This window comes from Faecalibacterium sp. IP-1-18, from assembly GCF_023347355.1.
Lineage (GTDB): Bacteria > Bacillota > Clostridia > Oscillospirales > Ruminococcaceae > Faecalibacterium > Faecalibacterium prausnitzii.
The window spans coordinates 927,748-948,207 of sequence record NZ_CP094472.1 but is presented as its reverse complement, the minus strand read 5'-3'; the positions used below and the strand labels follow the sequence as shown (position 1 = coordinate 948,207).

Here is a 20,460-nt window from a genome sequence, read left to right as displayed (position 1 = left end):
CAAAACGGGGATATGCCCTGCACCCTATCCGCAATACTGCCCACCTTTGAAACGGGGCGCACAGCGCAGGAAATCCCCGAAAATGACACCGAGAAACTACATTTTTACCGACCTATCCGCTTATACCAGCGGAAACGGCAGAAAGGAGCGAGAAATGCCACGCATGAGCAAAAAGCGGCGGTTGGAATGGAGCTTTTTCCTCAACCACCGAAACCGTATTACCTACAATGACCTTTGCCGGGGCTGCACACACGGCTGCAAGCAGAGCTTCCGGGCGATTATCGTCCTCTGCCCCCGGTATTTCTCTAAGAGATGGAAACACAGGGAGGACACCGCCAATGGCAGATAACCGCAAATATTACTACCTCAAACTGAAAGAAAACTTCTTCGACAGCGATTCCATTGTGCTGTTGGAGGACATGAAAGACGGGATTTTGTATTCCAATATCCTCTTGAAGCTGTACTTAAAATCGCTGAAAAATGGCGGCAGATTGCAGCTTGACGAGCATATCCCCTATACCGCCCAGATGATAGCCACGCTGACCCGTCACCAAATCGGGACGGTGGAACGGGCATTAGCCATCTTCCAGCAGTTAGGGCTTGTGGAGCAGCTTGACTGCGGGCTGCTTTATATGACCGACATTGAGCTGATGATTGGTCAATCCTCTACCGAAGCGGAACGGAAACGCGCCGCAAGGCTTGAAAATAAGGCACTTTTGCCGCCGCGGACAAATGGCGGACATTTGTCCGACATTCGTCCACCAGAGATAGAGATAAAGAAAGAGATAGATATAGAGTTAGAAAAAGAGGGAGAGTTAAAGGGACAAGCCCTCGCCCGCAGCTATGGCAGATATGAGAATGTATTTCTGACTGATACGGAGCTTTCCGAACTGCAAGCGGAGCTGCCCGAAAAATGGGCGTACTACATTGAGCGGCTTTCCGGCTATATCGCGTCCACGGGCAAGAAATATAAAAACCACGCCGCCACTATCCGCAGATGGGCGGCAGACGATACCGCAAAGGCTGCCCCGAAACAGGGCATACCCGAATACACCTGCAAGGAGGGCGAGAGCTTATGAGTAATCTGTTTACAGAACGAGTTTTGAATATGGCGGCTGTTACCCCACAGCCGGAGGACTACACGGGCGAGGACGGACTGCTTTACTGCGGCAAGTGTCACACTCCGAAAGAAGCCTACTTCCCGGAAAAGCAAGCCGCCCTGTTTGGGCGTGACCGCCACCCGGCAGAATGTGACTGCCAGAAAGCCCAGCGTTTGGAGCGTGAAGCCGCCGAACAGCGCAGAAAGCACCTTGACACCGTGGAGGACTTGAAGCGCCGGGGATTTACCAATCCTACCATGCAGGAATGGACTTTCGCCAACGACAACGGGAAATGCCCGCAAATGGAGATTGCACACTTCTATGTGGAGCATTGGGAAACCATGCGCGAGGAAAATATCGGCTATCTGCTATGGGGCAAGGTCGGCACAGGAAAAAGCTATTTTGCCGGGTGTATCGCTAATGCCCTCATGGAGCAGGAAGTCGCTGTCCGCATGACGAACTTCTCTGCGATTTTGAATGACCTGACCGCCAGCTTTGAGGGGCGCAACGAGTATATCGAGCGTCTTTGCCGTTTTCCTCTGCTTATCATTGATGATTTTGGAATGGAGCGCGGCACAGAGTACGGTTTAGAACAGGTCTACAATGTGATTGACAGCCGCTACCGCAGCCGCAAGCCCTTAATCGTTACCACCAATCTGACATTGGACAGCCTGCAAAATCCGCTGGACACCGCCCATGCCCGGATTTATGACCGCCTTTTGGAAATGTGCGCCCCTATCCTCTTTACGGGAGAGAACTTCCGCCGTGAAACGGCGCAAGCCAAGCTGAACAGACTAAAAGAATTGATGAAATGAAAGGAGTTGCCTATGGCAGAGAACAAGCAGAACACCACCCCGGAACGCCGCCCGGACTGCGTGACAGAGATCCGCATGGGCAACACCGTCCTTGTCGTTTCCGGATTTTTCAAAAAAGATACCACCGACACCGCAGCCGATAAGATGATGAAAGTGCTGGAGGCGGAAGCCGCCGCAGGACACAAAGCCCAGCTTTCGCCCTAACGCTACAAGCCGCACAGAAAAATCGTCATTTTACCGGGCGGTAAAGAAGCAGAAGCCGCTATACAGACAGCCGCCCCATGTGGTATAATCGAAATACGGAATAGTGGGGCTGGCTGTCGGAAACGGAGGATTTTATGTTAAGACAGACCACCCAGAAAATCACTGCCCTTTATCCAAGACTATCCCATGAGGACGAGCTGCAAGGCGAAAGTAATTCCATTTCCAACCAGAAGCGTATCCTTGAAACCTACGCAAAGCAGAACGGCTTTTCCAATCTGCGCTGGTACACGGACGATGGCTATTCTGGTGCGAACTTCCAAAGACCGGGCTTTCAATCCATGCTTGCGGACATTGAAGCCGGGAAAGTGGCTACCGTTATCGTAAAGGATATGTCACGGTTAGGGCGAAACTACCTGCAGGTGGGAATGTATACCGAGATGATTTTCCCACAAAAAGGCGTCCGCTTTATCGCAATTAACGATGGAGTGGACAGCGCACAGGGCGATAATGATTTTGCCCCTCTGCGGAACATTTTCAACGAATGGCTGGTGAGAGATACGAGTAAGAAAATCAAAGCTGTAAAACGGTCAAAAGGCATGAGCGGCAAGCCTGTTACGAGCAAACCCGTGTACGGCTACCTCATGGACGAGGACGAAAACTTCATCATTGACGAGGAAGCCGCACCCGTGGTCAAGCAGATATACCGTCTGTGCCTTGCCGGGAACGGTCCGACCAAGATAGCCCGTATGCTGACCGAGCAGGAAATCCCAACGCCGGGAACGCTGGAATACCGCAGGACGGGCAGCACACGCCGCTATCACCCCGGCTATGAGTGCAAATGGGCGACAAATACCGTGGTGCATATCCTTGAAAACCGGGAGTACATGGGCTGTTTGGTGAACTTCAAGACGGAGAAACCGTCCTACAAGACCAAGCACAGCATAGAAAATCCCATTGAGAAACAGGCAGTTTTCGAGAACCACCATGAGCCTATCATCGACACCCAGACATGGGAGCGTGTGCAGGAATTACGCAAACAGCGCAAGCGTCCGAACCGCTATGATGAAGTGGGCTTGTTCTCTGGTATGCTCTTTTGCGCGGACTGCGGCAGCGTCATGTATCAGCAGCGTTACCAGACCGATAAGCGGAAACAGGACTGCTATATCTGCGGGAACTACAAGAAGCGCACCCATGACTGCACCGCACATTTTATCCGCACCGACCTTTTGACTGCGGGCGTTCTCTCCAATCTACGGAAAGTGACGAGCTATGCGGCAAAGCATGAAGCCCGTTTTATGAAGCTGCTGATCGAGCAGAACGAGGACGGCGGCAAACGCCGGAACGCCGCCAAGAAAAAGGAACTGGAAGCTGCCGAAAAGCGTATCGGTGAACTTTCCGCTATTTTCAAGCGGCTGTATGAGGACAGCGTAAGCGGTCGCATTTCTGACGAGCGTTTCACGGAGCTTTCGGCAGACTATGAAGCCGAACAGCAGGAATTGAAAGAGCGTGTTGCCAGAATACAGGCGGAGCTTTCCAAAGCACAGGAAGCTACCGTAAACGCAGAAAAGTTTATGAACATTGTCCGCAAGCACATGAACTTTGAAGAACTGACCCACACCCTCTTGCGTGAGTTTGTAGAGAAAATCGTTGTGCATGAGTGCAGCTACGATGAAAACGGCACACGCAGACAGGATATTGAGATTTACTATTCTTTCGTCGGCAAAGTGGACTTGCCCGAATGACCGCCCGCCCTATCCGATATCAAAGGCAAGTATCGGATAGGAAAGGCAAAATTTTTTACACTTCTATTACTTCTTTATCACACATAAGCAAAAAGTCAGGGTATGAAGCAGCTTATGGCTAAGTAGATGTAATCAAGAAAAGAAAGGAAAAGCACAATCCAGACGGAACCGGCGGTTATGTCAAGAAATATTTGTGGAATAGCAAGAACTTTGATATAATGGGAACAGAAACCCCGGAACCGGGAGAAAGGCAGGAGGATAAATGCACATAAGCTATAAACCCCTCTGGCACACGCTGGTTGAGCGCAATATGAGGAAAGAGGACTTGCGGATTGCCGCCGGTCTTACCACAAATATGATTGCCAACATGGGTAAAGGCAAAAACATCAGCATGGAAACGCTGGTTCGTATCTGCGAAGCCCTGAATTGTGGCATTTTGGATGTAATTGAATTAGAGCAGGACAAAGACGCTGAAAAATTAAATTGACAAGGAAGGCGCTGCGAAATGGACAATAGAGAAAAAATTATCAGACTTTGGTTTGATATGTGGCTTGCAAAAAAAGATTTGGGTATATTTAATGTATTTTCTGATAATGCCGTATATATTGAAAGTTGGGGGCCAGAGTACCACGGCTCCAAGAAAATAAAACTTTGGTTTGAGGAATGGAATACCCGTGGAACTGTCTTGCAATGGGACATCAAGCAATTTTTCCATAAAGGCAATCAAACCATTGTTGAATGGTATTTCAAAAATAAGATGGACGCCGGTAACGTAGAAGCGTTTGATGGAATGTCACTGATAGAATGGACGCCAGATGGCAAGATTGCTCTCTTAAAAGAATTTGGTTGTAACGAAAATCGGTATGACCCTTATAAAGATGGCAATATACCACATTTCAGAGATGAAAATGCAAAGTGGTTTTAACTGGAAATTCAGTTGCTGGAGGTAATTATGCGGAATGGATAATTGGTTTACCATTGAGCAAATAGACCGTGATACATTCTCTATTAGCGAATACAAGCACTGGGAAGAAACACATTGTTATCTATTATGTGGGGAAAAATATGCTATTCTCATTGATACAGGTTTAGGCGTTTCCAACATCAGAAAAATTGTGGACTCTCTGACAAAGCTGCCTGTTATGACAGTTACAACTCATGTTCATTGGGATCACATTGGCGGGCATAAGTATTTTGATAATATCGCCGTACATGAAGCGGAAAAGGACTGGCTATCGGTCAGGTTTCCGATACCATTGCAAGTTGTGAAGAATAATTTGACAAGGCTTCCTTGTGATTTTCCAAGAGATTTTGATATTAACGCTTATCAGATTTTTCAAGGTATCCCACAAAGAATTTTACACGATGGCGATTTTCTAAATTTAGGCGGGCGGGAAATTCAAGTTGTTCACACGCCGGGACATTCTCCCGGACATTGTTGCTTTTACGAACCAGAACGAAACTATTTGTATTCCGGGGATTTGATATACAAGGGAAGCCTGGACGCATTTTACCCAACTACCGACCCGAAGCTATTCTATCAATCTATAAGGCGAATACGGAAATACAATATAAAAAAAGTTCTGCCCGGACACCATCAGTTGGATATTCCCGTTTCTTTGATAGCCGATATTGAAGCCGGATTTGCACAATTAGAGAGAGCCGGAAAACTCAAACAGGGAAATGGATTGTTTAAGTTTCAGGATTTCCAAATTCATATATAATCAAAGCTGCCGTTGCAGGAACAACCATTCCCACAACGGCAGTTTTCATTTCCACGGCCTGCGCCGGAAGTTCATACCGGACTGTTTTATCAGCGGGGATTTCTTGAACAGCTTCTTCAAAAGGCTTCGTTCCTCTTGTGAGAGCCGCTTATATTTAAGCTGAAACGCCTTGCAGAATATCTCCGTGAATTGCTGAACCCTGTCCCCCGGCGATTGCATGGCCTTTTGTACTTCCCGTATCAGTTCATCGGCGGGAGTGGTATCCGGCGAACTTTCATTGTCATTTTCGTGCGCCTTGCGTATGTCGTGAAGAATGACATCCCATGTTTTGTGCGTTACATGGCAGAAGAAATCTTCTTCCTCTACCTGACAGGCTTCCAATACTTTGATTGCCCGGTCTGCCGTAGCTTCGGGATGTTCTTCCAGTATCATAGCCCGTAAAGCAGCCAGTGAGCTGTTTGTGTCATGGAAGTGCATGGTTGCTATCCCGTCCACATAGATTTCTGCGTCTGCCAGCAATTCCCGGAATTTTTCATGGGAGATAATCTCACACAGCAGCCGGTTATTGAAGCGTTCACTTTTCAGCAGTTCCACAACTTCATCACTCAAATGTAATTCTTCTATCGGCGTGTTTTCATATTTCCGATTGTTGGTCAGGCCGAGCAGATAGTCAACGGACACCTGATAGAAGTCTGCCAGCTTCAACAGGTTGCCGTGATTGATTTCCTTGTATTCATCGTTGTCGTTTTCATAGCTGCCGAGGGCTGATTTTGAAATGCCGGTTTTCTGCGCCAGTTCTTCCAGATTTAAGCCCTGTTCCACCCGTAAATCTTTCAGGCGTTCCTGTACGGAAATGCGGGTTTTCATAGATACATCGCTCCTTCCTGCGGCTGGCTGCCGCCGTCAATCCCATTATACCATACCCGTTCCGCAATCGTGGAAATTTTCGATTTTGGGGCGGTTTTCCTACTTTGTGGATATACGGGAGAAGGCTCAAAAATGTGCCATAATGGGCTTAGTTCATCGATGGATTATTCCAATCGAATGACCGGCCTGTATGGGATATGCTCCCCGGCGATGTAGCGCAACGACTTGCGGCAGGGAAATGGAGGAACCCTGACCGCAACGAGCGTACCAAAGGGAGCGAAACGCCGTTGTGAGAGCCAGGGGCAGGAACGACATCAGGGAGAACCGGCGAAAATGAACACCGAATTGATACCAAAACACAACAATCTGATAGGGCATAGTCTACCCTATCCGTAATACTACGGGAGATTTTCGGGCGGCTCTATGGCCGCTTTTCCCTTGAAAATCGCCCCGAAACACGACACTAAAATCTGCTATCCGTCTATTGCGGCTGTTACGGCTGAAATGGGCGGATTTTTGTTTAAGGAGGCACCATGCCGAGAATGCCGAAAAAGAGGAAGCAGGAACTGTCCTTCTTCCTCAATGAACGGGGGCGGGTAACGTACAACGACCTTTGCCGGAAATGCCAGCGCACTTGTAAGCAAAGTTTCCGGGCGGTCATTGTAGACTGCCCCCATTATCTTTCCAAACGCTCAAAACGAAAAGTAAAGGAGGACACCGATTGAATGGAAGTTGAATTTATGACCGCAGACACCGCCCTGCCGCCCTGTATGCCGCTGCCGAGAGCCATGCTGCGGCTCCCGATCAGCAGCACCGCAAAGGTCATGTACGCCCGGATGTTGGATATTGTTTTCCTGTCCGGCATAGAGGACGCCAACGGGATTTTATTTATCCATTTCCCCATCGTGGAACTGGCGGCGGCACTTGCCCGCAGCACCATGACTGTGAAGCGTTCCCTGAATGAATTGGAGGACGCCGGACTGATACTGCGAGTGCGTCAGGGCTTCGGGGAACCCAACAAGATATATGTACTCATTCCGAAAAAGGAGGACAGCCGCCTATGAATGAAAAGCTGGAAGCACTCAATCAGGAAATAGAGAAAACGGAAAAGAAGCTGCGGAGGGCGCAGCATGAAGAAAAGATATTGGAACACCAGATAAAGACGTTGACACGGAAGGAACGGACGCACCGGCTTTGCACCAGAGCCGCCATGCTGGAAAGCTACCTTCCCCATCCGGAAACCATCACGGATGAACAGGTCAGTTTGTTCTTGAAGCTGCTGTTCCGTCAGGACAGCACCCGTCAGCTTATGGAAAAAGTATTTGCCGGTAACGGTAATTTTCAGGGAGAGGACGCAGGCCGGAAACGGCCATGATTGCTTTCAGAGCCGCAGCCCGTGGACTGCCCCTCTGAAAGAGGGCGCAACTATACACCACCTGAAGGTAGTGTGTTGCGCCCTGCCGGGGCTTCCTGCGGAAAGCGGATGATTGCCCGCAGCGTTCCGGCTCCAGCCAATCATCACAGGGGAAGCTACACTTCCCCTGCGCTGGCTGCCGCCAGCTACCCCTTTGTGGACTTGCCGCCCGGAAACACCTTGCGCTGCAAGCTGTTCCCGTTCAGCAAGTTTATTCAAATCCAATCACAATTACATTTTTCAAGATTATTTTCAAACCGTCTCATTGCATGGAGTAGTCTACTCCACTATAATTAAGGCAGGAGGTGTTGAGAAATGGCGAATGAAGATAAAAAAGATTTTAATGCCATGCTACACGATAGCAAGGATATGCCTAAATTTCAGACCATTACCGACCAGAAAAGCATTGAGAAATATGGCGGAAGCAGAATGTATTTTGCCCCGCCAATCGATTATGACAAGGTAATGAAACTAATTCCTTATGGCAAAGTAATTACTGTCGGAAAAATCCGTGAATATTTTGCTGAACTGAATGGAGCGGATTTCACAGAGCCTATTACAGCAGGAATTTTTGTATCTATTGCAGCATGGGCGAGTTACCAGCGTTCCGAAGATGAAACCCCGTATTGGCGAACCTTAAAGGCAAACGGGGAATTGAACGCAAAATATCCCGGCGGTATAGAAGCACAAAAGGAAAAACTGGAAGCAGAAGGCCACACAATTATTCAGAAAGGACGCACAAATATAAAGTATTTCGTAAAGGACTATGAAAGCGTTCTTTTTGATTTGAGATAGGAATTTTGAGTTGTAAAATATCCCATCATCGGGCCAACCTGACCCGAACTTTCAAAACTGAATACCAGCCGCCCACCGGCGGCACCACCGAGCAGGAAATCTTGAAACAGGTTCCCTGCTCTTTTTTTGCCCGGACGCCGGGAGAAAGGAGGACACGACTTGCCATGCCCGCACTTTGATGTGAAAATCATCCAGCGCAGCAAGCGCCAGTCAGCCGTTGCGTCTGCCGCCTACCAGAGCGGGGAACGGCTGTTTTCCGAATACGACCAGAAACAGAAATACTATTCCCATAAAAGCGAAATCGTCCACACCGAAATCATGCTGCCGCCCCATGCCCCGCCGGAGTACGCAGACCGGAATACCTTGTGGAACGCCGCCGAAGCCATCGAAAAACAATGGAACTCCCAGCTTGCCCGGAGGTTCGTGCTTGCCATACCGAGGGAACTTCCCCGGTCACAGTACGCCGACCTTATCCGGGACTACTGCCGGGAGTTTTTCGTTTCCAAGGGCATGATTGCCGATTTTGCCATCCATGACAAGGGGGACGGAAATCCCCACGCCCACATCCTTCTTACCATGCGGGCGATGGACGAACAGGGCAAGTGGCTTCCCAAGAGCCGGAAGGTCTACGACCTTGACGAGAACGGCGAGCGTATCCGGCTTGCGTCCGGCAGATGGAAAAGCCACAAGGAGGATACCGTGGACTGGAACGACCAGAAGTACGCTGAGATATGGCGGCAGGGCTGGGCTGACACAGCGAACCGCTATCTGGAAGCCATCGGCAGCCCGGAGCGCCTTGACCTTCGCTCCTATGTGCGACAGGGGATTGATAAAATCCCCACTGTCCACATGGGGCCAGCGGTCAGCCAGTTGGAGAAAAAAGGCATACAGACCAACATCGGCAACCTGAACCGGGACATCAAAGCCGCCAATTCCCTCATGCAGTCTATCCGGCAGATGGTACGCAGCTTAAAGGGCTGGCTGTCCGGCCTGAAAGAGAAAAAGGCGGCGCTGCTGGAAGCGCTGGAACAGGCAAAGGAGCCGACCATCCCCGAACTGCTTTCCCGGTATCTGGATAAACGGAGCGAGGAACGTACCGGCTGGACTTCCAAGGGGAAGTTAAAAGGAACCGTTGGCGATTTCAACAAGGTTATGGAAGCCCTTGACTTCCTGCGGCAGAAAGAGATTTCCACCGTAGAGAGCCTTGACGCCTATCTGGATGAAGCCAGCGCACAGGCCGTTTCCATCCGTGAGGAAATCAGGCCGATGGAGAAACGTGTGAAAGAGATTGACCGGCTGCTTTTCCATATCGGGAACTTTGAAGCAAACAAGCCGGTTCATGCGAAATATGCCGCTATCCGCTGGAAGAAACCCAAGGAGAAATTTGCCGCCGACCATAAGGAGGAACTGGACGCCTACAACGCTGCCCTGCGGTATTTCAAGGTTCACCTTGATGGGGCGAAGTACAGCACAAAGAAGCTGGCCGGGGAACAGGCACAGCTTTCAGAGAATATCGCTTCCAAGACGGAAGCGCTGACTGCCGTACAGGAGGATGTAAAGATTTTGCGGGATGTGCGCCACTGGCTCAATCAGGTTTTACCATCCGAGCAGTACCGCCAGACCGCAGAGCCGGGAAAGAAACCGTCCATCCAGCAGGCGGTCAAAGGCCGGGAGCAGCGTATCCGGGAGGAACAGGCAGAGAAACACCAGCAGCCCCGCCGCCAGCAAAAACAGGATATGGAACTTTAACCAATCAGGCGCTTGCCATTTTCCCCGTGAGAATGACAGGCGCTTTTTCTATTTTCAGGAGGATTTGCCTATTGAATGTATTTGAAGCCGTGAAACAGTCTGTTACCACCCGGCAGGCTGCCGAGCATTACGGTATCCTGGTAGGGAGAAACGGGATGTGCGTCTGCCCCTTCCATGACGATAAAAACCCCAGCATGAAGGTTGACCGGCGCTTCCATTGCTTCGGCTGTCAGGCAGACGGGGATGTGATTGACTTTGTTTCCCGTCTGGAAAACGTCAGCCCCAGGGAAGCCGCCCTCATGCTGGCGCAGGACTTCTCCATCCCCTATGAGGATAAGGAGCCACCAAGCAGGAGCCGCCCGAAGCGAAATCCCCGGAAGGAAAGCCCGGAACAGCAATTTAAGCGCATGGAGCGATATTGCTTCCGGGTACTGTCCGACTATCACAATCTGCTGCGCCGCTGGAAGCGGGACTATGCCCCCAAGACGCCGGAGGAAGAATGGCACCCGCTTTTCGTGGAAGCCTTGCAGAAACAATCCCATGTGGAATATCTGCTGGATGTGCTGCTGTTCTCCGACATAGGGGAACGGGCTGCCCTGATTACCAGCTACGGAAAGGAAGTGAGGAACCTTGAGCGGAGAATGGCAGACCTTGCCGCCCGAACTGCGGCAGGCCGTGACGGACACCATCGAAGCCGCACCCCCGCCCCGGAGCGTTGAGGAAGTCAAGGCCATGCTGGAGGGCACCGAGAAAGGCGGCGTGCGGAACAGTATCCACAACTGCCTGACCGTGTTCCAGTATGACCCCATTCTTTCCGGGGCGGTTGCAAAAAATCTCCTGACCGAGCGTATTGACCTTCTAAAGCCCATCGGCAGGAAACGCAGAACCGGCAGCAAGGCCATGACCGACACGGACATGAAATATATCCGGCTGTATCTGGAAGATACCTACGGCCTGACAAGCGAGAAAAAGATAGCAGACGCCGCTGATCTGGCCGCAGACGCCAACAGCTACCATCCCATCCGGGACTACCTGAACGGCCTTGTCTGGGACGGGAAAGAGCGTATCCGCTACTGCCTGCGTCACTTTCTGGGAGCCGACACAGACAACTTCACTTACCATTCCCTGCGGCTGTTCCTGCTGGGAGCCATCCACCGGGCTTTCTGCCCCGGCTGTAAGTTTGAGGTCATGCTCTGTCTGGTTGGCGGTCAGGGAGCCGGGAAATCCACCTTCTTCCGGCTGCTGGCCGTAAAAGACGAGTGGTTTTCCGATGATTTGCGGAAGTTGGACGATGATAACGTGTACCGCAAGCTACAAGGCCACTGGATAATTGAAATGTCGGAGATGATTGCCACCGCAAACGCCAAGAGCATAGAGGAAATCAAGTCATTTTTAAGCCGCCAGAAGGAGGTCTATAAAATCCCCTACGAAACCCACCCGGAGGACAGGCTGCGGCAATGCGTGTTCGGCGGGACTTCCAATGCGCTGGACTTCCTGCCCCTTGACCGTTCCGGGAACCGGCGCTTCCTGCCGGTCATGGTCTACCCCGGACAGGCCGAGATACACATTTTGGACGATGAAGCCGCTTCCAGAGCCTATATTGAACAGGTATGGGCGGAAGCCATGACAACCTACAAAAGTGGCGATTTTAAGCTGTCTTTTACGCCCGAAATGATACAGTACCTCAAAGAACACCAGCGGGATTTCATGCCGGAGGACACCAAGGCCGGGATGATACAGGCATACCTTGACCGCTACACTGGCAGCGCCGTATGCTCCAAGCAGCTTTTCAAAGAAGCCCTGAACCACCCCTTTGACGAGCCGAAGCAATGGGAAATCCGGGAGGTCAATGACATCATGAACCACTGTATCACGGGATGGAAGTATTTCTCCAATCCCCGGATATTTGAAGGATACGGCAGGCAGAAGGGCTGGGAACAGGAAGCCCCGGCAACGGGCGCTGACAACGGACGTGAAAAAACGCCGGACGGATTTGTGGAAGTCACGGAGCAGATGGAACTTCCCTTCTGAAATATCCGGGAAAATCACAGCCGGTTGCCGACCCCGTTGCTATCCCGTTGCCGAGCCGGTTGCCGGGAAAAAGCCCGTAACTGCGGGCTTTTCTCCCCTCTGACAACCAAAGCAACAGAAAAATAAAAGAAAAAGTAAATAAACAATAACCCGCCAGACAGAGATTGTTTTCGAGGTTTTTTGAAGCCCGTTGCCGGACTTCGTTGCCGACCCTCTCCTGTCTGGCTTATTTCATTTATGGAGGTAACTGCCTATGGCAAAAAACAAAACTGAAATCCATGTCACAACGGTATTTGACGGCGAACTGGACGCTACGGACGTTTTCGTGAGCCTGATTGCACAGAAATACAGCCAGAGAAATGATAAAGAATATCTTGCGAAAAAGCAAGATTTAGAGTATAATAAAGACAAGGTTCAGCATGACCGTGTTCCGTCTGGATTGTGCGGGTAAACGGTTATGATGAACGGAATGGAATATACAGGCATGGACGCAATACTGGCGGGCAGCTTCCGGGCGGCTATTTATTGCAGGCTTTCCAAGGACGATGACCTTGACGGGGAGAGCGCCAGCATTGCAAACCAGCGGGATATGCTGGAAAACTACTGCGAGAAGCAGGGATGGGAGGTTGTTGCAGTCTATCAGGACGATGGCTACACGGGGCTGAACATGGAGCGCCCCGACCTGAAACGGATGTTGAAAGCCATCGAGCGCAGGCAGGCCAACCTTGTGATAACGAAAGATTTATCGAGGTTAGGCAGGAATTATTTGCAGACCGGCTTCCTGATTGAAGATTTCTTCCCCCGCCACGGCGTGCGCTATATCGCCATGAATGACGGTATCGACACCATGCGGGACAACAACGACATTGCGCCGTTCAAGAACATCCTCAACGAGATGTACAGCAAGGACATTTCCAAGAAGGTTCATTCCTCTTATCTGCTGAAAGCGCAGAAAGGCCAGTTTACCGGCTGCCTTGCCCCCTTCGGCTACCAGAAAGACCCGGAGGACAAAAACCACCTGCTGATTGACGAGGAAACGGCACCCATTGTCCGGCGTCTGTTTGCGTGGGCGCTGGAAGGACACGGCCCCAACTACATCCGGCGCAGGCTGGAAGAAGAAAAAATCCCCTGCCCGACCTACTGGAACCGGGTACGGGGGCTGCGGAACGTGTCAACCAAGTGGGAAAAGAAAGACCCGGTAAATGGGCGGTATATCTGGGACTTTACCGTGATTAAGGACATCCTGATGAATCCCGTCTATACCGGCGCTATCGCTTCCCAGAAGAAGGAATACCGCTTCAAAATCGGCACCATCGGGGAGAAGAAGCCGGAGGAATGGATTGTCGTGGAGAACCAGCATGAGCCGCTTGTTGACCGCAAGACCTTTGACATCGTGCAGCGCAAGCTGAAATCCCGGCAGCGCCCCCGCCAGACCGGGGAAATCAGCCTGTTTGCGGGGCTTATCAAATGCGGCGAGTGCGGGAAGTCGCTGACTATCCGCTACACCAACGAGAAGCACCCGAAGCAGATTTATTCCTGTAAGACCTACAATGCCTACGGGAAACAGCACTGTTCCCAGCACCGGGTTGAGTACGACACCCTGTACCGGCTTGTACTGAACAAAATCCGGGAGTGTGCCAGAGCCGCCCTGATGGACGGGGAAGCCGTTGCCGGGAAGCTGTCCGACACCTGCGAAGCCGAGCAGAAAGGCCAGCGGGAAGCGTTGGAACGCTCCCTTGCCAAAGACGAGGAACGGATTGACGTTCTGGAAAAGATGGTTCTGCGGCTGTATGAGGATATGGTTGCCGGACGTATCAGCGAAGCAAACTTCAATCTGCTGATGGAAAAGACGCAGAAGGAACAGGCCGAGTTGAAGGCGAGGGTTGAGGAAGGCCGGAAGAAGCTGGCCGATGAAATCCGGCTTGCGTATGACGCCCGCCAGTGGGTAGAAGCCATTCAGGAATACGCCGACATCACGGAACTGGACGCAGCTACCCTTAATCGCCTGATTAAAGAAATCGTTGTCCATGAGAGCATAGACAGCGATAAAACAAGACACATTTCTATCGAAATTCATTTTAATCTCAAACCCCTCCCGGAAGTGGAGCAGGTCACAGCCTGACCTGCCCCGCCGGGGCGGTTCTAAAAAAACTCCATAGATATTTCTTGACACGCCGCCGCCCGCCATCGAGCCGGTTTCCTACACCTATTTGGGTATGAAACAGCTCATGGCTGGCGGCGGTGTTGCCCTGATTGGCATCACCCTGATCCCCCTGCTGAGCGGTCTGTTCGGCTAATCTTTTCCGGGCGGCGTCTGCCGCCCCGTACATATTTACTTGCAAGTGTTTCCAGCCCCTCCGTGGCAAACGGATTCTTATCACAAGAGGAAACGCATTGCAAATCGAATATTCACCTTTATACTGAAAGGACGGTGCTATTATGCAGATTCTGACTCACCTTATTTTTCTGCTCAACCTGCTCAAGACCCTTATCAACCATTTTTCTTGATAGGTGGTGGCGCTGAGTGGAAACAGTTCTCAAAGCGATCTCAGATTGGATCAAGTCGCTGCTGACAGCGGCGATCATGTCCAATCTTTCCGGCTTGTTTGATGATGTGAATACCCAAGTGGGCAACATCGCACAACAGGTCGGCACCAAACCATCCAGTTTTGAACCGAGAGTTTTTGCCATGATTGAAGCCCTCTCTCGAAATGTGGTGCTGCCCATTGCAGGCGTGATTTTGACCTTCATTGCCTGTTATGAATTGATTGAGATGATCACCCAGCATAACAACATGGCACAATTTGAACCTGCGCTGCTGATGAAATGGATCTTCAAAACTGCCATTTCGGTCTGGATGATCTCCAACACTTTCGACATCATCATGGCGGTGTTCGATGTGACGCAGCAGGTGGTGGCAAATTCCAGCGGCATCATCAGCGGCAACACACGGGTGAACGACATCGGGCTTTCCATGTTGCAATCCAGCATGATGCAGATGGACGTAGGACCCTTGTTCGGACTGTTCTTGCAGTCCTTCTTCATCGGTATCACCATGCGCATCCTGTCCATCGTGATTTTCGTCATCGTCTACGGAAGAATGATTGAAATCTACATGATGGTCAGTCTGGCTCCAGTGCCCATGGCAACATGGGGCAACCACGAGCAATCCCATGTTGGACAGAACTATCTCCGTTCTCTGTTTGCGCTGGGATTTCAGGGCTTCCTGATTCTGATCTGCGTGGCGATCTATGCCGTTCTGCTTCAGAATGTTGCCATATCCGGGGATGCCATCAACTCGATCTGGAGCATCGTGGGGTACACGGTGCTGCTATGCTTTACGCTGTTCAAGACTGGTTCCGTCGCCCGAAGCATTCTGGGCGCACACTAAGGAGGTGGAATTTTGGCAGCTTATATTTCCGTGCCGCGCGATTTCAGCAAGGTGAAGTCCAAAGTAGCCTTCAACCTGACCGCCCGGCAGCTTATCTGTTTTGGTGCAGCGGCAGTCGTAGGGGTGCCGCTGTTTTTTGTTCTGCGGGACACCGCTGGCAATTCCGGTGCTACCCTCGGCATGATGGCGGTCATGCTGCCCATGTTCTTTCTGGCCATGTATCAGAAGAACGGTCAGCCGGCTGAAAAGATCCTGCGGTACTACTTTCAGGCGCGCTTTGTTCGCCCGAAGGTGCGTCCGTACCAGACCCGCAATTACTATGCACTGCTTGTGAAGGGAGATGACGCCCATGATTCCGTTTCTGAAAAAGAATAAGGACGGCAGGAAGCCGCCCAAGTCCACGGTGCCCCGCACGGCACAGGAGAGCATTCCGTTCCAGCGGATGTTTGAGGACGGTACCTGCCGTGTCCGTCCCGGCTACTACACCCGCACCATCCAGTATCAGGATATCAACTATCAGTTGGCGCAGCAGGAGGACAAGACCGCCATCTTTGAGGAATGGTGCTCTTTTCTCAACTTTTTCGACAGCTCTATCCACTTTGAACTGTCTTTCGTGAATACCGCCACCGATTCGGCAGACTTCGAGAAGTCCATCCGCATCCCGTACCAGCAGGATGGCTTTGATGATGTGCGAGCCGAGTACAGCCAGATGTTGCGGCAGCAGCTTTCCAAGGGCAACAACGGTCTGACCAAAACGAAGTTTCTGACCTACGGCATCGAGGGCGACAGCATGGCGCAGGTCAAACCTCGGCTGGAGCACATCCAGAACGACCTGATGAACAATTTCCACCGGCTTGGCGTTCTGGCAAAGCCGCTGGACGGTACGGAACGTCTGCGGCTGATGCACGGGATGTTGAACATGGATGGAGCCAACAAGTTCCACTTCAACTGGAAAGACCTTGTGCCCAGTGGTCTGTCCGTAAAGGATGCCATTGCCCCCACTGCGCTGGCGTTTAAGAACAGCCGCACCTTTCAGATGGGCGGCATCTTCGGAGCGGTCAGCTTTCTGAATATCACGGCTTCTGACTTGAGCGACCAGTTGCTGAAGGATTTTCTGGACATGGATTCCAGCCAAATCGTTACCATGCACATCCAGTCCGTTGACCAGAACAAGGCCATCAAAACCATCAAGCACACCATCACCGAACTCGACCGCAGCAAGATCGAGGAGCAGAAAAAAGCTGTCCGCGCCGGATACGACATGGACGTGCTGCCGTCTGATTTGGCGACTTACGGCAGGGATGCCAAGGCACTTTTGAAGGAGCTGCAGAGCCAGAATGAGAGAATGTTTTTGGTGACGTTCCTCGTGTTGAACACCGGAAAAACCGAGCAGGAACTGGAAACCAACGTGTTTCAGGCGGTCAGCATTGCGCAGAAGCATAACTGCGAATTATGCCGCCTCGATTTTCAGCAGGAGCAGGGGCTTATGTCCTCGCTGCCGCTGGCAGACTGCCAAATCGAGATCCAGCGCGGTCTGACCACCAGCAGCACGGCAATCTTTGTGCCGTTTACCACACAGGAGTTGTTCGACAATGGCAAGGAAAGCCTGTATTATGGCTTGAACGCCCTGTCCAACAACCTGATTATGGTTGACCGCAAAAAGCTGAAGAACCCCAACGGTCTGATTTTGGGCACTCCCGGTTCCGGTAAATCCTTCAGCGCAAAGCGTGAGATCTGCAACGCATTCCTCGTGACAGACGATGATATTATCATCTGCGACCCGGAGGCAGAATATGCTCCGCTGGTGGAGCGTCTGCATGGGCAGGTCATCCACATCAGCCCTGCCAGCACCCAATATATCAACCCGATGGACATCAACAGCAACTACTCGGAAGAGGATAACCCTCTGGCTTTGAAAGCCGACTTTGTGCTGTCCCTGTGCGAACTGGTGGTGGGCGGCAAAGAGGGTTTGCAGCCGGTGGAAAAGACGGTCATTGACCGCTGCGTCCATGTGATCTATCGCAAGTATTTCGAGAATCCCACCCCAGAAAATATGCCGCTGTTGGAAGATCTGTACAACGCCCTGCTGACGCAAGACGAACCGGAAGCGCGCCATGTGGCGGCTGCGCTGGAAATCTACGTTAAGGGTTCTTTGAATATTTTTAACCACCACACCAATGTGGATATCAATAATCGCATTGTCTGTTTTGATATCAAGCAGCTTGGCAAGCAGCTGAAAAAACTCGGTATGCTCATCGTGCAGGATGCCGTGTGGGGGCGTGTGACCGCCAACCGCAGTGCCGGAAAATCCACCCGGTACTATGCAGACGAGTTCCATTTGCTCTTGAAGGAAGAGCAGACTGCTGCTTATTCCGTGGAGATTTGGAAGCGTTTCCGTAAGTGGGGCGGCATTCCAACAGCCCTAACGCAGAATGTCAAAGATCTGCTGGCAAGTCCCGAAGTATCGAATATTTTTGAAAACTCGGACTTTGTGTATATGCTCAATCAGGCCAACGGAGACCGGCAGATTCTCGCAAAGCAGCTCAACATCTCGCCCCATCAGCTTTCCTACGTCACTCACTCCGGTGAGGGCGAAGGGCTGCTGTTCTTCGGCAACGTGATCCTACCCTTTGTTGACCACTTCCCGAAAGACCTTGAACTCTACCGCATCCTTACGACCCGCCTTTCCGAAGTTGCGGAGGCGCAAAAGCATGAGTGAGAAACAGCCGAAGCTGAGATTCGAGGAGGAAAAGGAGCGCACAGCTACACGCTCCCCTCCGAAAAAGTCTAAAGTGGAGCAGTCGGTGCCCAAAAAGCAGAAACTGAAACAGGATGCAGACAAAGCTGCGGAGAAATCCCAGCATCTGCGTTTTGGCAAAGCTGAGATCACCCCGGATGAAGCATCCCGCATGACAAAGCAGCAGAAACGTGCTATGTATGCCGCCGCTGCCGCCCGGTCTGCGGCACATCGGGAGGTTGACCAGTACGAGGACGATAATGTTGGCACACAGGCTTTAAGCGAGGGTGAAAAGACAGCAGGAAATGTCCGGGATATTTCCAAGAGCATCTATGCCCGGAAGCTGAAAAAGAAAGCCAAGATGCAGGGCAAGAAGGGTGCCAAAACCGCAAAATCTTCCCCGCAGAAGCCGACTGCGGCACAAGATGCGGGCGCATCCTGCACCGGCGAGGGCGGCTCCAACTGGCTCTCCCGATGGCGGCAGAAACAGGACATCCGGCAGAGTTACTATGCCGCCGCCCATTCGGGCACAGCGGCACAGACCGCAGGCGGCAAAGCGGCATCCAATGGCACCAATGCCGCAAAGTCCGGCATGGAGCAGGTCATCGACAAAGGAAGATCGGTGGTCAGCACCGCAGTCAACGGCATTGCCAATTTTGCAAAGAGCAACGCGCACGTTCTTTTGATCGTGGGCGTTTTTCTTTTGCTCCTGCTGCTGGTCATGTCAGCGTTTTCGTCCTGTTCCATTCTGTTCTCCGGCACCACGCAGGTATCCGGGCAGACCATCTACTCCGCCGAGGACCGGGACATCCGGGGCGCCGAAACCGACTACAAGAAGCTGGAAAAGGAACTGGATAAAAAGATCAAGCGTACCCCCACCGACCACCCCGGCTACAACGAGTACCAGTATCACCTTGACCCCATCGAGCATGACCCATGGCAGTTGACCTCTTTTCTCACGACTCTCTATGACGATTACACCCGGTCAGAGGTGCAGGGCAAGTTGAAGGAGACTTTCAAAAAGCAGTACAAGCTGACCACATGGGTAGAGGTGCAGACCCGGTATATGACTGTGTGGGTCATGACTCCCGCAGGAATCCCAGTCCCCACGCAGGTGCCCTACGAGTATCGAATCTTCCACACCAAATTGGTGAACAAAGGGCTGGAAGTCGTTATCCGGGAGGAACTGAATAACGACCAGTGGAAACGCTACGAAATCTTTCAGGACACGCTGGGGGGTCGGCCTTACCTGTTCAACGGTGGTCTGCCGCCCGGTGGTTCCGATGGCTCCGGCACACCCGGCATCGACTATCAGGTTCCGGCAGAAGCCCTGACGGACAGCGAGTTTGCCGCCATCTACAAGGAAGCCCAAAAGTATGTGGGCACACCCTATGTGTGGGGCGGCTCCACCCCGGAAACCGGGTTTGATTGCTCCGGCTACGTTTGCTGGGTCTACAACCAGAACGGCTACAATGTGGGGCGCACCACCGCCAACGGTCTGTGGAACAAGAGCCAGCACATTTCCGAAGCCGAAGCAAAGCCCGGCGACCTTGTTTTCTTTGAAGGAACGTATGATACGCCCGGGAAAAGTCATGTGGGCATCTACCTTGGAAACGGCAAGATGGTGTCTGCCGGAGACCCCATAAAGTATGCTGATATTCACTCGTCCTACTGGCAGAAATACCTGTCCGGTTTTGGACGGCTTTCAAAATGATTGGAGACTAACTATTAAAAGTCAAGCCCCAAAATGAAAAAATCCCCTAAAATCCGTCAACCATTCGCTGCCCATGACAAACAGCATTCAAATGCTGGTCTTGGGACAGCGAGGGCGACGGAGAGAATAGCAAAGCAAGCCCAGCTAACCCTCGCAAAAACAGGATAGCATTTGAAT

The 20,460-nt window shown here is 51.6% G+C and carries 22 protein-coding genes and 1 pseudogene; 22 read left to right on the top strand and 1 reads right to left on the bottom strand.

Annotated elements, in window-relative coordinates:
• Window positions 1-154 precede the first annotated feature (154 nt).
• From MTP43_RS04580 to MTP43_RS04545, 8 genes are all read left to right on the top strand, one after another.
• Entirely contained in the window at window positions 155-349 is a 195-nt protein-coding gene (locus MTP43_RS04580; protein WP_006573562.1) for a hypothetical protein, read from the top strand.
• Window positions 339-1,079 (top strand): phage replisome organizer N-terminal domain-containing protein, encoded by a 741-nt coding sequence (locus MTP43_RS04575; RefSeq protein ID WP_005946141.1) that lies wholly within the window; start codon window positions 339-341, stop codon window positions 1,077-1,079. The genes MTP43_RS04580 and MTP43_RS04575 overlap by 11 nt, the downstream gene beginning before the upstream one ends.
• Complete coding sequence (locus tag MTP43_RS04570) at window positions 1,076-1,915, top strand: ATP-binding protein (RefSeq protein ID WP_117528307.1); 840 nt, start codon at window positions 1,076-1,078, stop codon at window positions 1,913-1,915. Before MTP43_RS04575 ends, MTP43_RS04570 begins: the two co-directional genes overlap by 4 nt.
• 12 nt (window positions 1,916-1,927) lie before the next feature.
• Window positions 1,928-2,119, top strand: coding sequence for a transposon-encoded TnpW family protein (locus tag MTP43_RS04565; protein ID WP_005946147.1), 192 nt, complete (start codon window positions 1,928-1,930; stop codon window positions 2,117-2,119).
• A gap of 134 nt (window positions 2,120-2,253) precedes the next feature.
• On the top strand, window positions 2,254-3,861 hold the full coding sequence (locus MTP43_RS04560) for a recombinase family protein (protein ID WP_006573559.1): 1,608 nt from the start codon (window positions 2,254-2,256) through the stop codon (window positions 3,859-3,861).
• A 262-nt stretch (window positions 3,862-4,123) separates the two neighbouring features.
• Window positions 4,124-4,348 (top strand): helix-turn-helix domain-containing protein, encoded by a 225-nt coding sequence (locus tag MTP43_RS04555; protein ID WP_015540949.1) that lies wholly within the window; start codon window positions 4,124-4,126, stop codon window positions 4,346-4,348.
• An 18-nt stretch (window positions 4,349-4,366) separates the two neighbouring features.
• Window positions 4,367-4,786 carry a nuclear transport factor 2 family protein gene (locus MTP43_RS04550; RefSeq protein WP_025579721.1) on the top strand — a complete coding sequence of 140 codons (420 nt, stop codon included), beginning with the start codon at window positions 4,367-4,369 and terminating at the stop codon, window positions 4,784-4,786.
• Between the two features lie 34 nt (window positions 4,787-4,820).
• Window positions 4,821-5,585: an MBL fold metallo-hydrolase gene (locus MTP43_RS04545; RefSeq protein WP_015540951.1), complete on the top strand. Its 765-nt coding sequence runs from the start codon at window positions 4,821-4,823 to the stop codon at window positions 5,583-5,585.
• A 45-nt stretch (window positions 5,586-5,630) separates the two neighbouring features.
• Here MTP43_RS04545 and MTP43_RS04540 read toward each other — a convergent pair whose 3' ends face one another.
• Window positions 5,631-6,452: a helix-turn-helix domain-containing protein gene (locus tag MTP43_RS04540; protein WP_249235113.1), complete on the bottom strand. Its 822-nt coding sequence runs from the start codon at window positions 6,450-6,452 to the stop codon at window positions 5,631-5,633.
• A gap of 533 nt (window positions 6,453-6,985) precedes the next feature.
• Between MTP43_RS04540 and MTP43_RS04535 the strand changes: the two genes are divergently transcribed.
• The 14 genes and pseudogenes from MTP43_RS04535 (at window position 6,986) to MTP43_RS04470 (ending at window position 20,283) form a co-directional block, all read left to right on the top strand.
• Window positions 6,986-7,177, top strand: a complete 192-nt coding sequence (locus MTP43_RS04535) for a hypothetical protein (protein WP_249235112.1) — start codon at window positions 6,986-6,988, stop codon at window positions 7,175-7,177.
• Window positions 7,178-7,516, top strand: coding sequence for a DeoR family transcriptional regulator (locus tag MTP43_RS04530; RefSeq protein WP_009249956.1), 339 nt, complete (start codon window positions 7,178-7,180; stop codon window positions 7,514-7,516).
• Window positions 7,513-7,827, top strand: coding sequence for a DUF3847 domain-containing protein (locus MTP43_RS04525; protein WP_249235111.1), 315 nt, complete (start codon window positions 7,513-7,515; stop codon window positions 7,825-7,827). Before MTP43_RS04530 ends, MTP43_RS04525 begins: the two co-directional genes overlap by 4 nt.
• 354 nt (window positions 7,828-8,181) lie before the next feature.
• Window positions 8,182-8,661 (top strand): MGMT family protein, encoded by a 480-nt coding sequence (locus tag MTP43_RS04520; protein WP_015514786.1) that lies wholly within the window; start codon window positions 8,182-8,184, stop codon window positions 8,659-8,661.
• A gap of 159 nt (window positions 8,662-8,820) precedes the next feature.
• A complete protein-coding gene (gene mobQ / locus MTP43_RS04515; protein WP_096241072.1) occupies window positions 8,821-10,410 on the top strand; it encodes a MobQ family relaxase in 1,590 nt (529 codons plus the stop codon).
• Window positions 10,411-10,481: 71 nt separating this feature from the next.
• On the top strand, window positions 10,482-11,129 hold the full coding sequence (locus MTP43_RS04510) for a CHC2 zinc finger domain-containing protein (protein WP_025579733.1): 648 nt from the start codon (window positions 10,482-10,484) through the stop codon (window positions 11,127-11,129).
• A gap of 13 nt (window positions 11,130-11,142) precedes the next feature.
• Entirely contained in the window at window positions 11,143-12,441 is a 1,299-nt protein-coding gene (locus MTP43_RS04505; protein WP_025579734.1) for a virulence-associated E family protein, read from the top strand.
• 253 nt (window positions 12,442-12,694) lie between these two features.
• Window positions 12,695-12,892 (top strand): hypothetical protein, encoded by a 198-nt coding sequence (locus MTP43_RS04500; protein ID WP_015514788.1) that lies wholly within the window; start codon window positions 12,695-12,697, stop codon window positions 12,890-12,892.
• Window positions 12,893-12,898: 6 nt separating this feature from the next.
• Window positions 12,899-14,563 (top strand): recombinase family protein, encoded by a 1,665-nt coding sequence (locus MTP43_RS04495; RefSeq protein WP_015514789.1) that lies wholly within the window; start codon window positions 12,899-12,901, stop codon window positions 14,561-14,563.
• A 91-nt stretch (window positions 14,564-14,654) separates the two neighbouring features.
• Window positions 14,655-14,738: pseudogene (locus MTP43_RS04490) on the top strand (Maff2 family mobile element protein); the annotation flags it as partial.
• 227 nt (window positions 14,739-14,965) lie between these two features.
• The gene (locus tag MTP43_RS04485; RefSeq protein ID WP_044960452.1) at window positions 14,966-15,832 is read left to right on the top strand and encodes a VirB6/TrbL-like conjugal transfer protein, CD1112 family; all 867 of its coding nucleotides are present in this window, start codon (window positions 14,966-14,968) and stop codon (window positions 15,830-15,832) included.
• A 12-nt stretch (window positions 15,833-15,844) separates the two neighbouring features.
• Entirely contained in the window at window positions 15,845-16,207 is a 363-nt protein-coding gene (locus MTP43_RS04480) for a PrgI family protein (protein WP_044960449.1), read from the top strand.
• Entirely contained in the window at window positions 16,182-18,551 is a 2,370-nt protein-coding gene (locus MTP43_RS04475) for a VirB4-like conjugal transfer ATPase, CD1110 family (protein ID WP_186850377.1), read from the top strand. The genes MTP43_RS04480 and MTP43_RS04475 overlap by 26 nt, the downstream gene beginning before the upstream one ends.
• Window positions 18,544-20,283, top strand: coding sequence for a C40 family peptidase (locus MTP43_RS04470; RefSeq protein ID WP_249235110.1), 1,740 nt, complete (start codon window positions 18,544-18,546; stop codon window positions 20,281-20,283). Before MTP43_RS04475 ends, MTP43_RS04470 begins: the two co-directional genes overlap by 8 nt.
• Window positions 20,284-20,460 lie beyond the last annotated feature (177 nt).

What these genes read in the sequence shown, in the direction of transcription:
- MTP43_RS04520 (WP_015514786.1), top strand. Translation starts at nt 8,182, where the DNA reads ATGGCGAATGAAGATAAAAAAGATTTTAATGCCATGCTACACGATAGC.
- MTP43_RS04555 (WP_015540949.1), top strand. Translation starts at nt 4,124, where the DNA reads ATGCACATAAGCTATAAACCCCTCTGGCACACGCTGGTTGAGCGCAAT.
- MTP43_RS04575 (WP_005946141.1), top strand. Translation starts at nt 339, where the DNA reads ATGGCAGATAACCGCAAATATTACTACCTCAAACTGAAAGAAAACTTC.
- MTP43_RS04540 (WP_249235113.1), bottom strand. Translation starts at nt 6,452, where the DNA reads ATGAAAACCCGCATTTCCGTACAGGAACGCCTGAAAGATTTACGGGTG.
- MTP43_RS04545 (WP_015540951.1), top strand. Translation starts at nt 4,821, where the DNA reads ATGGATAATTGGTTTACCATTGAGCAAATAGACCGTGATACATTCTCT.
- MTP43_RS04525 (WP_249235111.1), top strand. Translation starts at nt 7,513, where the DNA reads ATGAATGAAAAGCTGGAAGCACTCAATCAGGAAATAGAGAAAACGGAA.
- MTP43_RS04535 (WP_249235112.1), top strand. Translation starts at nt 6,986, where the DNA reads ATGCCGAGAATGCCGAAAAAGAGGAAGCAGGAACTGTCCTTCTTCCTC.
- MTP43_RS04475 (WP_186850377.1), top strand. Translation starts at nt 16,182, where the DNA reads ATGATTCCGTTTCTGAAAAAGAATAAGGACGGCAGGAAGCCGCCCAAG.
- MTP43_RS04550 (WP_025579721.1), top strand. Translation starts at nt 4,367, where the DNA reads ATGGACAATAGAGAAAAAATTATCAGACTTTGGTTTGATATGTGGCTT.
- MTP43_RS04495 (WP_015514789.1), top strand. Translation starts at nt 12,899, where the DNA reads ATGATGAACGGAATGGAATATACAGGCATGGACGCAATACTGGCGGGC.
- MTP43_RS04505 (WP_025579734.1), top strand. Translation starts at nt 11,143, where the DNA reads ATGCTGGAGGGCACCGAGAAAGGCGGCGTGCGGAACAGTATCCACAAC.
- MTP43_RS04580 (WP_006573562.1), top strand. Translation starts at nt 155, where the DNA reads ATGCCACGCATGAGCAAAAAGCGGCGGTTGGAATGGAGCTTTTTCCTC.
- MTP43_RS04500 (WP_015514788.1), top strand. Translation starts at nt 12,695, where the DNA reads ATGGCAAAAAACAAAACTGAAATCCATGTCACAACGGTATTTGACGGC.
- MTP43_RS04530 (WP_009249956.1), top strand. Translation starts at nt 7,178, where the DNA reads ATGGAAGTTGAATTTATGACCGCAGACACCGCCCTGCCGCCCTGTATG.
- MTP43_RS04470 (WP_249235110.1), top strand. Translation starts at nt 18,544, where the DNA reads ATGAGTGAGAAACAGCCGAAGCTGAGATTCGAGGAGGAAAAGGAGCGC.
- MTP43_RS04570 (WP_117528307.1), top strand. Translation starts at nt 1,076, where the DNA reads ATGAGTAATCTGTTTACAGAACGAGTTTTGAATATGGCGGCTGTTACC.
- MTP43_RS04565 (WP_005946147.1), top strand. Translation starts at nt 1,928, where the DNA reads ATGGCAGAGAACAAGCAGAACACCACCCCGGAACGCCGCCCGGACTGC.
- MTP43_RS04560 (WP_006573559.1), top strand. Translation starts at nt 2,254, where the DNA reads ATGTTAAGACAGACCACCCAGAAAATCACTGCCCTTTATCCAAGACTA.